At 53.1% G+C, this 12761-nt stretch carries 13 protein-coding genes; 7 read left to right on the top strand and 6 right to left on the bottom strand.

Annotation, left to right across the window (positions count from 1 at the left end; translation table 11 throughout):
- Nucleotides 1-118: 118 nt before the first annotated feature.
- Nucleotides 119-622 (bottom strand): molybdopterin-guanine dinucleotide biosynthesis protein MobB, encoded by a 504-nt coding sequence (gene mobB, locus AA74_RS0110230; RefSeq protein WP_025912323.1) that lies wholly within the window; start codon nucleotides 620-622, stop codon nucleotides 119-121.
- Nucleotides 619-1203 carry a molybdenum cofactor guanylyltransferase MobA gene (mobA, locus tag AA74_RS0110225; RefSeq protein WP_025912322.1) on the bottom strand — a complete coding sequence of 195 codons (585 nt, stop codon included), beginning with the start codon at nucleotides 1201-1203 and terminating at the stop codon, nucleotides 619-621. The genes mobB and mobA overlap by 4 nt, the downstream gene beginning before the upstream one ends.
- A 68-nt stretch (nucleotides 1204-1271) precedes the next feature.
- Here mobA and AA74_RS0110220 point away from each other — a divergent pair, with 68 nt between their 5' ends.
- The 3 genes from AA74_RS0110220 to dsbA all read left to right on the top strand — a co-directional run bounded on the left by AA74_RS0110220 (nucleotide 1272) and on the right by dsbA (nucleotide 3253).
- Nucleotides 1272-1541 (top strand): YihD family protein, encoded by a 270-nt coding sequence (locus AA74_RS0110220; protein WP_008501866.1) that lies wholly within the window; start codon nucleotides 1272-1274, stop codon nucleotides 1539-1541.
- 75 nt (nucleotides 1542-1616) lie between these two features.
- On the top strand, nucleotides 1617-2603 hold the full coding sequence (locus tag AA74_RS0110215) for a serine/threonine protein kinase (protein ID WP_023326350.1): 987 nt from the start codon (nucleotides 1617-1619) through the stop codon (nucleotides 2601-2603).
- Between the two features lie 26 nt (nucleotides 2604-2629).
- Nucleotides 2630-3253, top strand: coding sequence for a thiol:disulfide interchange protein DsbA (dsbA, locus tag AA74_RS0110210; RefSeq protein WP_008501864.1), 624 nt, complete (start codon nucleotides 2630-2632; stop codon nucleotides 3251-3253).
- Between the two features lie 23 nt (nucleotides 3254-3276).
- Here dsbA and AA74_RS0110205 read toward each other — a convergent pair whose 3' ends face one another.
- Nucleotides 3277-4128, bottom strand: coding sequence for an acyltransferase (locus AA74_RS0110205; RefSeq protein WP_253270960.1), 852 nt, complete (start codon nucleotides 4126-4128; stop codon nucleotides 3277-3279).
- Between AA74_RS0110205 and AA74_RS1000000123680 the strand changes: the two genes are divergently transcribed.
- Both AA74_RS1000000123680 and polA read left to right on the top strand, forming a co-directional pair.
- The gene (locus tag AA74_RS1000000123680) at nucleotides 4025-4291 is read left to right on the top strand and encodes a hypothetical protein (protein WP_025912320.1); all 267 of its coding nucleotides are present in this window, start codon (nucleotides 4025-4027) and stop codon (nucleotides 4289-4291) included. The two genes, AA74_RS0110205 and AA74_RS1000000123680, sit on opposite strands and share 104 nt — an antisense overlap.
- Nucleotides 4292-4625: 334 nt before the next feature.
- A complete protein-coding gene (gene polA / locus AA74_RS0110195) occupies nucleotides 4626-7418 on the top strand; it encodes a DNA polymerase I (protein ID WP_025912319.1) in 2793 nt (930 codons plus the stop codon).
- 311 nt (nucleotides 7419-7729) lie between these two features.
- On the opposite strand, the gene yihA is transcribed toward polA, so the two are convergent.
- Nucleotides 7730-8359: a ribosome biogenesis GTP-binding protein YihA/YsxC gene (yihA, locus tag AA74_RS0110190; RefSeq protein WP_008501861.1), complete on the bottom strand. Its 630-nt coding sequence runs from the start codon at nucleotides 8357-8359 to the stop codon at nucleotides 7730-7732.
- A gap of 580 nt (nucleotides 8360-8939) precedes the next feature.
- Here yihA and yihI point away from each other — a divergent pair.
- Nucleotides 8940-9455, top strand: a complete 516-nt coding sequence (gene yihI / locus AA74_RS0110185; RefSeq protein ID WP_008501860.1) for a Der GTPase-activating protein YihI — start codon at nucleotides 8940-8942, stop codon at nucleotides 9453-9455.
- 188 nt (nucleotides 9456-9643) lie between these two features.
- Nucleotides 9644-11017 carry an oxygen-independent coproporphyrinogen III oxidase gene (gene hemN / locus AA74_RS0110180; protein ID WP_025912318.1) on the top strand — a complete coding sequence of 458 codons (1374 nt, stop codon included), beginning with the start codon at nucleotides 9644-9646 and terminating at the stop codon, nucleotides 11015-11017.
- A 100-nt stretch (nucleotides 11018-11117) separates the two neighbouring features.
- On the opposite strand, the gene AA74_RS1000000123410 is transcribed toward hemN, so the two are convergent.
- Nucleotides 11118-11228 (bottom strand): YshB family small membrane protein, encoded by a 111-nt coding sequence (locus tag AA74_RS1000000123410; RefSeq protein ID WP_032622955.1) that lies wholly within the window; start codon nucleotides 11226-11228, stop codon nucleotides 11118-11120.
- Between the two features lie 110 nt (nucleotides 11229-11338).
- Nucleotides 11339-12751, bottom strand: coding sequence for a nitrogen regulation protein NR(I) (gene glnG, locus AA74_RS0110170; RefSeq protein WP_008501858.1), 1413 nt, complete (start codon nucleotides 12749-12751; stop codon nucleotides 11339-11341).
- Nucleotides 12752-12761 lie beyond the last annotated feature (10 nt).

Below are 12761 nucleotides of genomic sequence, written 5' to 3'. Positions count from 1 at the left end.
GAGAGTAGGGAACTGCCAGGCATCAAACAAGTGAAGAGGCCATCCGAAAGGATGGCCTTTTTGCGTTTATGCGCCAAAAAACGGTAGGCCGGTTAAGGCAAAGCCGCCACCCGTCAAGTCAGACCGCACTCCACGCCACAATAAACTGCGCAATCCCGTCCACATCATTTAAATCCAGCACTGGAACCTCAAGTTCCACTGCCACATCGCTAGCCACCGCAATGACATGCTCATCCAGCGTTAACTCGCTAAAATCATGCCCGGCATCGCTTCTGAACAGCAGGATCTTTGCAACGGCCTCATGCTTAAACCCCTCAACCAGCACCAGATCAAGCGTGGAGTGATCCATCCGACTGACCAGATACGCGAGATCCAGCGGTGCTTCATCGGGCGTTTCCGTCATCAATGCCCACCGCTCACGACTTGCCACCATGGTTTGCGCGGCACCTGCCTTACGCAGTTCATAGCTGTCTTTACCCGGTTTATCGACGTCCATATTGTGGTGGGTATGCTTAATCAGGCCTGGGCGGATGCCTCTGGCACAAAGTGCGGGTATCAGCTTTTTAAGTAGCGTCGTTTTCCCGGTACCACTCCAGGCGGCGATAGCTAAAACAGGCGTCATTTTTTCTCCTGCATGGTCTGTAAATCTTCCGTCGTATTCACGTTCACAAATGCAGACTTCCAGTCGCTAAAATCAACGGAATGGCCGCCTGACTGACGCATAAACACCATGACTCTTCGCTCTCCCACCGTCAGGTAATCCTGCAGCGCTGGAACTAATGATCTATGAATCAGCGTAATAGCAGGATGGTCGCGCTCACCGTCATGCACCCAGACAACCGGTGCACCATTACGAGACTGCACGAGACGCTCGACAAGGCAGGAGGGAATAAACGGCGTATCACACGGGCAGAAAACAAACCACTCTGCCTCAGACTGCTGCATGATCGAGAGCATGCCGGCCAACGGTCCTAGGTAATCCTCGAGAGTATCCTGATAAACGGGGTATCCGCTGCGCTGATAAATATCGATATGGCGATTGGCACTGATGGCTATTGCTGCAACCTGATCTGCAAGCGTGTCAGCGACATGCTGCCACAAGGGTTTTCCATTAAGAAGCTGAAGCCCCTTATCTTTACCGCCCATTCGCGTTGCTCTGCCGCCTGCCAGAACGACCCCGATGATTTCCTGGCTAACATTCACGAATATCGCCTCTTTTATTGTGGGATTGACCCTGCTAACGTGTCACTCTAAATGAAAGGAGCACCACCATGAAATGTAAACGTCTGAATGAAGTTATTGAACTCCTCCAGCCAGCCTGGCAAAAAGAGCCAGAGCTCAATCTGATGCAATTTTTACAGAAACTGGCAAAAGAGTCAGGTTTTGACGGCGATCTGGCAGACCTTTCTGACGACATCCTGATCTACCACCTTAAAATGCGCGACTCTGCCAAAGATGCTGTTATTCCTGGTATTCAGAAAGATTATGAGGAAGATTTTAAGACTGCATTGCTGCGCGCCCGAGGCGTAATTAAAGAGTAAAAGCTTGTAAGCGGCGGCACCGAAATCGCCACAAGATGATATCCTGAATCATTCGTATAATTTCCGGATGATCGGATGAACGACCAGGCTTTTACTTTCCAGACATTACACCCGGACACCATTATGGATGCCCTGTTTGAACAGGGTATTCGGGTGGATTCCGGGCTAACACCGTTAAACAGCTACGAAAACCGCGTCTATCAATTTCAGGACGAGGATCGTCAGCGCTATGTCGTAAAATTCTATCGTCCTGAACGCTGGTCCGCTGAACAAATTCAGGAAGAGCATCAGTTCGCTCACGATCTGCTGGATGACGATGTCCCCGTTGCCGCACCGCTAAAATTCAATAACCAAACGCTCCTTACGCACGAAGGGTATTACTATGCAGTATTCCCAAGTCTGGGTGGCCGTCAGTTTGAAGCGGATAATATCGATCAGATGGAGTGGGTTGCCCGCTATCTTGGGCGTATACACCAGACGGGACGCAAAAAAGCCTTTATTGCCCGCCCGACTATGGGGATTCAGGAATACCTTCTTGAACCGCGCACATTATTCGAAACGTCTGCAATGATCCCCGCAGCGCTAAAGGATGATTTCCTCAACGCCACCGATAAGCTTATTGCTGCAGTGAAAACCTGCTGGCGCGATGATATTTCCGTCCTGCGCCTGCATGGCGATTGTCACGCCGGGAATATTCTCTGGCGTGACGGCCCGCTGTTTGTCGATCTTGATGATGCGCGTATGGGGCCAGCGGTTCAGGATCTGTGGATGTTGCTCAATGGCGACAAAGCCGAGCAGCGCATGCAGCTTGAAACCATTATTGAAGCTTATGAAGAATTTAGCCCGTTTAATTCAGACGAAATTGCCCTGATTGAGCCTTTACGTGCGATGCGTTTTGTTTATTATCTCGCATGGTTAATCAGGCGTTGGGACGATCCGGCATTTCCTCGTAATTTCCCGTGGCTTACCGGAGAGGATTACTGGCGTAGCCAGATATCTACATTTACTGAGCAGGTTAAGGTTCTTCAGGAGCCCCCTCTGCAATTAACGCCGATGTATTAATGGACACACCCAGGAGAGAGTTAATCATGAAAAAAATTTGGCTGGCGCTGGCAGGTATGATTCTGGCATTTAGCGCTTCTGCTGCACAGTTTACCGACGGCAAACAGTACATCACGCTGGAGAAGCCGGTCGCTGGCGAGCCACAGGTACTGGAGTTCTTCTCGTTCTATTGCCCACACTGTTACCAGTTCGAGCAGGTGCTGCATGTCTCTGACAACGTGAAGAAAAAGCTGCCGGAAGGCACCAAAATGACCAAGTACCACGTCGAGTTCCTGGGCCCATTGGGTAAAGACCTGACTCAGGCATGGGCGGTGGCGATGGCACTGGGCGTAGAAGATAAGATCACTTCGCCAATGTTTGAAGCCGTACAGAAAACCCAGACCGTTCAGACCACTGCGGATATCCGTAAAGTGTTCGTTGATGCCGGCGTGAAAGGTGAAGAGTACGATGCCGCATGGAACAGCTTCGTGGTGAAATCACTGGTTGCCCAGCAGGAAAAAGCGGCTGCTGACCTCCAGCTTCAGGGCGTTCCGGCGATGTTTGTTAACGGCAAATATCAGCTGAACATGCAGGGCATGGACACCAGCAGCATGGATATTTTCGTACAGCAGTATGCAGATACCGTGAAATACCTGGTTGAGAAGAAGTAATTTCGCTGATGTAAAAACGCCGGTCACTGACCGGCGTTTTTGTATGAAGATTTTATCTTGTCTATCTGTTCGTCTTTCTCTTTCCAGAGCGTATTAAGCCACTGCTGGAAACGACGTTTGAAGTTCTTATCGTTTACGTAATCACCGTGCAGTTCAGCGTCAATCGGAACCAGGTCGACGTGCACGACAATACGCGTCAGTTTGCCGCTGAGCATATCGAAGAACGGCGTCTTATCGTTTTCCGGATAGCAGAGCGTGACGTTAAGAAGTTTATCGAACTGTGCTCCCAGCACGTTAAGCGCCATCGCAATCCCCGCTGCCTTTGGCGGCAACAGATGCTGATACGGAGAGCGAGTTTGCTGGCGCTTCTCTTCCGTAAACCGGGAGCCTTCAACAAAGTTCACGATGGTCGTCGGATGCGCACGAAACTTTTCACAGGAGCGGCGCGTGGTCTCCACATCCTTACCGCGACGTTCCGGATGACGAATCAAATAGCTGCGCGAATAGCGTTTCATAAACGGCATATCGAGCGCCCAGCAGGCCAGCCCGATAAAAGGCACCCAGGCGAGCTGCTGTTTCAGGAAATATTTGTTCATCGGGATGTGTTTGCGAAAAAGCACGCATAACACCACGATGTCCGCCCAGCTGTGGTGATTGCAGATCAGCAGATACCAGTTCTTTTTGTTAAGGTTCTCCAGCCCTTTGATATCCCACATCAGGTGCGGGTTAAGGCGCAACAGGATCGCCAGTCCTTCGCACCAGCAATACATCATGAAATTACAAAATGCGGACACGGCTCGCCACACCATGGGTACAGGCAGCAGCAGTTTAATGATCCCGGCGAGAATGATCGGTACGGAACAGGCGATCGTCACCAGGATAGTTAAAATGATGCTTAGCAGTAATGTTATTGCAGCGAGCAATCTCGACATGATGAGCTTTTTCAGGTGGTTAGCTGTAAGTGAGCGACCGGATAGTCGACGCTGGGCGCTGATTTTACCAGAAAACAGACAAATGAATGGCGCTTTCACAGGGTGATTTGGCGGCTTTTACCCCGGCGCAGAAGATTTCGCTGTCGTTCTGCGTAAATCAAGGCTTATATCCACATAGACTAAATTGTCATCAGTTGGCCATATAGAGGCGATCTCATAACATAACAATCTGATAATTAAGATCTAAATATTGCCTTATATGTATTTTTTACGTCTGTTATTCATATGAAGTGAAAATACTCACAAACTTATCCACAGTTTGATTTTTACGAGCGATCCTCACGATCGCAAAATCTTTTCCTGTATCGGGCCTGAATAACTGATGTTTTCATCCTTCTGTGGCATCCTTTACGCATAAATTGATTAAAGGCACGGACATTATGGTTCAGATCCCAGAAAACCCTCTTATTCTCGTCGATGGCTCTTCTTACCTGTATCGGGCGTACCATGCGTTTCCTCCTCTGACCAACAGCGCAGGGGAACCTACCGGCGCAATGTATGGCGTGCTGAATATGCTGCGCAGCCTGATCCTTCAGTATCAGCCAACCCATGCGGCCGTCGTGTTTGATGCGAAAGGCAAAACGTTCCGCGACGAGTTGTTTGAACATTACAAATCCCACCGTCCGCCAATGCCTGACGATCTGCGTGCGCAGATAGAGCCGCTGCATGCGATGGTGAAAGCGATGGGTCTGCCGCTGCTGGCCGTTTCTGGGGTTGAAGCGGATGACGTCATCGGTACGCTGGCGCGTGAAGCCGAAAAGATGGGTCGTCCGGTACTGATTAGCACCGGTGATAAAGATATGGCGCAGCTGGTGACGCCAGGGATTACCCTGATTAACACCATGACCAACACCATTCTTGGGCCGGAAGAGGTGGTCGCAAAATATGGCGTGCCGCCAGAGCTGATTATCGACTTCCTCGCGTTGATGGGCGACTCCTCGGATAACATTCCTGGTGTCCCTGGCGTCGGTGAGAAAACCGCGCAGGCGCTGCTTCAGGGGCTGGGCGGGCTGGATACGCTCTACGCGGAATCAGACAAAATCGCCGGTCTCTCCTTCCGTGGTGCCAAAACCATGGCTGGGAAGCTGGAAGAGAACAAAGAGGTGGCTTATCTCTCCTATAAGCTGGCCACAATCAAAACCGATGTCGAGCTCGAACTGGGCTGTGAACAGCTGGAAGTGCAGCAGCCTTCTGCGGACGAGCTTCTAAGCCTGTTTAAGAAATACGAATTTAAGCGCTGGACCACTGACGTGGAAGCCGGTAAATGGCTGCAGGCAAAAGGGGCAAAACCTTCCACAAAGCCGAAGGAGACGATTGTCGTTGATGCAGAAGAGCAGGCGGAAGAAGAAGCCGTGGCGCTTTCCTTCGACAATTATGAAACCCTTCTTGAAGAGTCACAGCTCATTGCCTGGATCGAGAAACTGAAAAAGGCGCCGGTCTTTGCCTTTGACACCGAAACGGACAGTCTCGATAACATCTCTGCCAATATGGTAGGCCTGTCATTTGCGACAGAGCCAGGTCATGCGGCCTATGTTCCCGTGGCGCACGATTACCTGGATGCGCCGGAACAGATCTCCCGTGAACGCGTGCTTGAACTGCTGAAGCCGATCCTGGAAGACGAAAAGGCGCTCAAGGTTGGGCAAAACCTCAAGTACGACCGCGGCATTCTGCAAAACTACGGCATTGAACTGCGCGGGATCGCCTTCGACACCATGCTTGAATCCTACATTCTGGATAGCGTCGCGGGCCGCCATGATATGGATTCCTTATCTGACCGCTGGCTCAAGCACAAAACCATCACCTTCGAAGAGATTGCCGGTAAAGGGAAAAATCAGCTCACCTTTAACCAGATCGCTCTTGAAGAAGCAGGTCGCTACGCGGCGGAAGATGCTGACGTTACGCTGCAGCTCCACCTGAAGATGTGGCCAAAACTGCAAAAGCACGAAGGTCCGCTGAATGTGTTCCAGCATATTGAGATGCCGCTGGTACCCGTGCTGTCCCGCATTGAACGCAACGGCGTGAAAATCGATCCAACGGTGCTGCATAACCACTCCGGGGAGCTGGCGCAGCGCCTGACCGAGCTGGAGCAAAAAGCGCATGAGCTTGCAGGCGAGCCGTTTAACCTCTCTTCACCGAAGCAGCTGCAAACCATTTTGTTTGAAAAGCAGGGCATCAAGCCGCTGAAGAAAACCCCTGGCGGTGCGCCTTCAACCTCTGAAGAGGTGCTGGAAGAGCTGGCGCTGGATTACCCGCTGCCAAAAGTGATTCTGCAGTACCGTGGTCTCGCGAAGCTGAAGTCTACCTACACTGATAAGCTTCCGCTGATGATCAACCCGAAAACGGGCCGCGTGCACACCTCATATCATCAGGCTGTCGCGGCGACCGGTCGTCTCTCGTCAACCGATCCCAACCTGCAGAACATCCCGGTACGTAACGAAGAGGGCCGCCGTATTCGCCAGGCTTTCATCGCACCAGAGGATTATTTGATTGTCTCTGCTGACTACTCGCAAATTGAGCTGCGCATTATGGCGCATCTGTCCCGCGACAAAGGCCTGCTGACCGCGTTTGCCGAAGGGAAAGATATTCACCGGGCAACCGCGGCGGAAGTCTTCGGCTTGCCGCTGGACAGCGTGACCAACGAACAGCGCCGCAGCGCTAAAGCGATCAACTTCGGTCTGATCTACGGCATGAGCGCGTTCGGCCTTTCACGCCAGCTCAATATTCCGCGTAAAGAGTCGCAGAAGTATATGGATCTCTACTTCGAGCGCTACCCGGGCGTGCTGGAATATATGGAACGTACCCGCGCGCAGGCGAAAGAGAAAGGTTACGTTGAAACCCTGGACGGCCGCCGTCTCTACTTACCGGACATCAAATCCAGCAACGCGGCGCGCCGCGCGGGCGCAGAGCGTGCCGCGATCAACGCCCCGATGCAGGGGACCGCGGCGGACATTATTAAGCGTGCAATGATCGCCGTGGATGCCTGGCTCGAGAAAGAGAAACCGCGTGTGAAAATGATCATGCAGGTACACGATGAACTGGTATTTGAAGTGCACAAGGACGACCTCGACGCCGTGTCGAAGAAGATCCACGAACTGATGGAAAGCAGCATGACGCTGGACGTGCCGTTGCTGGTGGAAGTGGGAAGTGGTGAAAACTGGGATCAGGCTCACTAAGGGTTCTTCGCATAACGCGCTTTTTATGTAAGTTTGCAACATGGCAACGCGCGTTTTGTGACGATCATTAGAATTCCCTATGTAAAGAATGAAAAAAAACTACAAAAAGTGCTTTTTCTGCAACACAAAAAGGGGTAGAGTTATCGGCGTAGGGTACAGAGGTAAGATGTTCTATCTTTCAGACCTTTTACTTCACGTAATCGGATTTGGCTGAATATTTTAGCCGCCCCAGTCAGTAATGACTGGGGCGTTTTTTATTGCGGCAAAGAAATGTTCAGGCAAAAAAAGCGCGGCCATTGCCGCGCTCGGTATTACTCTTCTTCCGCTTCCGTCGCGGGTTCCAGCTCGCTAAACCAGGTGTCGAGCTTCTGACGCAGCTTGTCCACGCCCTGCTTTTTCAGCGAGGAGAACGGCTCAACCTGCACATCGCCGTTGAACGCCAGCACCGCTTCGCGAACCATATTCACCTGCGCTTTACGCGCGCCGCTTGCCAGCTTATCGGCTTTCGTCAGCAGCACCAGCACGGCGATATCGCTTGCCACCGCCCAGTCGATCATCTGCTGATCGAGATCTTTCAGCGGGTGGCGAATATCCATCAATACCACCAGACCTTTCAGGCACATGCGTTTTTCGAGGTATTCACCCAGCGCACGCTGCCATTTGATTTTCATCTCTTCGGGTACCTGCGCATAACCGTACCCCGGTAAGTCGACCAGGCGTTTGCCCTCTGCGACTTCAAACAGGTTGATCAGCTGGGTACGGCCAGGTGTTTTTGAGGTACGCGCCAGGTTCTTCTGATTGGTCAGCGTATTCAGGGCGCTGGATTTACCCGCATTAGAGCGGCCAGCAAAGGCCACTTCAATACCGGTATCAGAGGGGAGGTGGCGAATATCGGGCGCACTGGTGACAAAATGCGTCTGTTGGTAGTTCCAGGTAGTCACGTGGTCGTCTCCAAAAATCGTAATCTGAGGGGGATTATACCTGAATGCGGGCAAAAGACTTTTTTCATTGCACTCAGCCTGTAGGCTTAAGCCCTGGCCGCTGTGAGAGATTGGCTATACGTACTATGGGAGATTTCAGAGAAATCGCAGGAGCAAGAAAAAGGCAAACTGTTTTAAATCATCATCTTATTTCCAGGTAATTATCTGAAAATCCGTTTTTGTACCGTTTCGTTGCTTGTTAGTTTAAGCGAACACGGTAAAGTATGCGGCAAGGCGAGGAAGCCAACAGGATGATGACTTAAGGATAAGGGTCAGGAGCGCCAGGAGGCGAAGACGCAGGATTGTCAGGACGACCAGCGCCCGGAGGCGTTTTAACAGGAAATGGAACCGTATCACGGACGGTATTAGCCAAGGGATAAACAGGGTTTGTTGTTGGCAAACATGGAATGTCTGACCCGTTAAGGGTTGTGAGTCAGGAAAAAAGGCGACAGATTGCTCTGTCGCCTTTTTTCTTTGCTTGCTTTCTGCTAGATTTCGCCGCAATTCTATACTGAAGAAAACGACTTAAAGATAAAACATCATGAAAAAACCAACCTCCGCTGCGGGCGCGAAACGCCCTGCAAAAGCACGCCGCAAAACGCGCGAAGAACTGAACCAGGAAGCGCGCGACCGCAAACGCGACAAAAAACATCGCGGTCATGCTGCGGGTAGCCGTGCCAACGGTGGTGGTGCAGCGGGCGCTTCTGCAAAAAGCAAGCAGCAGAAAGATCCTCGTATCGGCAGTAAAACTCCCATTCCACTGGGTGTGACAGACACCCCGGTCACTAAGCAGCACAAACCAAAGAGCGAGAAACCTATGCTTTCACCGCAGGCTGAGCTGGATTTGCTGGAGAACGATGAGCGCCTGGACGCGCTGCTGGAACGTCTTGAAGAGGGTGAAACCCTGACCGCTGAAGAGCAGTCATGGGTGGATGCCAAACTGGATCGCATCGACGAGCTGATGCAGAAGCTGGGTCTGTCTTACGATGACGAAGACGACGAAGAAGAAGACGAAAAGCAGGAAGATATGATGCGTCTTCTGAAGGGTGGAAACTAACATTTGCACCCGGCAGGCACGATAGTCCTGCTTATAACCCTTCCGGTTATATGTTATCTGGTGTGGTTATTCGTTAAACTACGGCGGTTGTCGCGGCGACAGAAGTGGCTGCGCACCCGAATGATGTCCCGCAATGGGGTCAGAACGGGCCGCCGTATACGAACGCGACACCAACGGAAGGAGTGAGCATGTCAGCACCAACTATCGACTGGGATTTGGCCCTAATCCAGAAATATAACTATTCCGGGCCGCGTTATACGTCATACCCCACCGCGCTGGAGTTCTCCGATGCCTTCGGCGAGGAGGATTTTCAGCAGGCTGTCGCGCGCTATCCTGAGCGTCCGCTGTCGCTCTATGTCCATATTCCGTTCTGCCACAAGCTTTGTTACTTCTGCGGCTGCAATAAAATCGTGACCCGCCAGCAGCATAAAGCCGACCAGTATCTTGACGCGCTCGAACAGGAAGTTGTGCATCGCGCGCCGCTGTTTAAAGGCCGTCACGTCAGCCAGCTTCACTGGGGCGGCGGTACGCCAACCTATCTGAACAAAGCGCAAATAAGCCGCCTGATGACCCTGCTGCGCGGCAATTTCAGTTTTAACGTCGACGCTGAAATCTCGATCGAAGTCGATCCGCGTGAAATTGAGCTGGATGTGCTGGATCACTTACGCGCAGAAGGCTTCAACCGCCTGAGCATGGGCGTGCAGGACTTCAATAAAGAGGTTCAGCGCCTGGTGAACCGCGAGCAGGACGAAGACTTTATCTTTGCCTTACTCAACCATGCGCGTGACATCGGTTTCACGTCGACCAACATCGACCTGATTTACGGCCTGCCAAAGCAGACGCCGGAAAGCTTCGCCTTTACGTTGAAGCGCGTGGCTGAACTCAGTCCGGACCGCCTGAGCGTCTTTAACTACGCGCATCTGCCGACGCTCTTTGCCGCCCAGCGCAAAATCAAAGATGCCGATCTGCCTTCTGCCCAGCAGAAGCTGGATATCCTGCAGGAAACCATCACCTCGCTGACCGACACCGGCTATCAGTTTATCGGCATGGATCACTTTGCCCGTCCGGACGACGAACTGGCGGTCGCTCAGCGCGAAGGGGTCCTGCACCGCAACTTCCAGGGCTACACGACCCAGGGCGATACCGATCTGCTCGGCATGGGCGTCTCCGCCATCAGCATGATCGGCGACTGCTACGCGCAGAACCAGAAAGAGCTAAAGCTGTATTACCAGCAGGTGGATGAGACCGGCAACGCGCTGTGGCGCGGCATCGCATTAACCCGTGACGACTGCATCCGTCGCGATGTGATTAAGGCGCTTATCTGCAACTTCCGTCTCGATTTCAGGGACGTGGAAGCGCAGTGGGCGCTGAACTTCAGCGATTATTTCGCGGAAGACCTGAAGCTGCTGGCGCCGCTGGCGAAAGACGGGCTGGTGGATATGTCGGAGAGCGCGATTGAGGTCACGCCGAAAGGGCGTCTGTTGATCCGCAATATCTGCATGTGCTTTGACGCATACCTGCGTCAGAAAGCGCGTATGCAGCAGTTCTCGCGGGTGATTTAAACGGTAATGCCGGGTGGCGGCTTCGCCTTACCCGGCCTACAAAAGTGCGAAATGTAGGCCGGGTAAGCGAAGCGCCACCCGGCTTTTCATCGCCAACTCGCTAGCTAAACAGCCCAACCAGCGCCGCACACAGCACCGCCGCAACGGCGGTTTGTGGCGTGTGGCTTTCAGCGGCTCCGCTAGAGAGCATATTCACGAATGTTTCCAGCATGATGTTCACCCCCAATTTCCGGGCACGATCATACAAAACTCATCGGAACAGTAAAGCGCAAAATAACGGCAATTTGCGCTCAATTAATAACCTTTACACAAGCGCGGATATTACTCCATTCCCAGCTCTTTCAGCTTGCGCGTCAGGGTATTGCGTCCCCATCCTAACAGGCGAGCGGCTTCCTGCTTATGACCCTGGGTATGACGAAGCGCGGTGGTCAACAGCGTACGCTCCATCTCAGGCTGAGCCTCAGACAGCAGGTTTTGATGACCGGAACGCAGCGCGCGGTCGGCCCACTGCGCCAGCAGCGTCGCCCAGCTGTCCGGCAGCGCGTGTCCGCTACTGCTTTCCGGCGCGGTCGCCTCAAACAGCTCGGCCGGTAAATCCTGAATCAGCACTTCCTGACCGGCAGCCATCACGGTTAACCAGCGGCAAGTGTTTTCCAGCTGACGCACGTTGCCTGGCCACGCCAGACGCGTCAGAGCGGCATCGGTTTCGGGATGAAGCTGCTTAGCTTCCACACCCAGCTCGCGGGCAGCCACCTGCAGGAAATGACGCGCCAGGCGGGGAATATCTTCCCGGCGTTCACGCAGCGGCGGCAGATGAACGCGAATGACGTTCAGACGATGGAATAAATCCTCACGGAATTTGCCTTCCTGCACGCGCTGCTCCAGGTTCTGGTGGGTCGCGGCGATAATACGCACGTCCACCTTCACCGGCGCATAACCGCCCACGCGATAAAACTGCCCGTCGGCCAGCACGCGCAGCAGACGGGTCTGAACGTCCAGCGGCATATCGCCGATCTCATCCAGGAACAGCGTGCCGCCGTCAGCCTGTTCGAAGCGCCCCTGGCGAATGGTATTTGCGCCGGTAAACGCCCCTTTTTCGTGCCCGAACAGCTCGGATTCAATCAAGTCCTTTGGGATCGCCGCCATATTCAGGGCGATAAACGGCGCTTTTGCCCGCGGGCTGTGGCGATGCAGCGCATGGGCCACAAGCTCTTTACCGGTGCCCGATTCGCCGTTAATCAAGACGCTGATGGAGGAGCGGGACAGACGGCCAATAATGCGAAACACGTCCTGCATCGCCGGCGCTTCGCCGATGATGTCGGTGGTTGGCCCAAAATCGGGCGCGTGGCGCGGCTGTTGCTGCTCCTGATAATGGCTAATCGCGCGCTCAACCAGCGCCACCGCTTCGTCGATATCAAACGGTTTGGGCAGATAATCGAATGCCCCTTGCTGGTAAGCGCTCACCGCGGCATCCAGATCGGAATGAGCCGTCATTATGATGACCGGAAGCATAGGGTGGCGTTGTTTGATCTGCTTTAACAGCGCCAGCCCGTCCATGCCCGGCATACGGATATCCGACAGCAGAACATCGGGCGTTTTAGTGGTGAGTGCGTCGAGCACTTCGCTGCCGCTCTCAAACGTCGTGCAGCTTAATCCTGCCCCTGTGAGCGCGCGTTCAAGCACCCAACGGATTGAGCTATCGTCATCGACTACCCAGACTATCCCTCGTTGCATAAACGTCACC

The organism is Enterobacter sp. 5-4 (assembly GCF_000612205.1).
In the GTDB taxonomy this organism is placed as follows: domain Bacteria; phylum Pseudomonadota; class Gammaproteobacteria; order Enterobacterales; family Enterobacteriaceae; genus Enterobacter; species Enterobacter roggenkampii.
The sequence above is the reverse complement of the archived record's forward strand: the minus strand, read 5'-3'. Positions and strand labels throughout refer to the sequence as shown.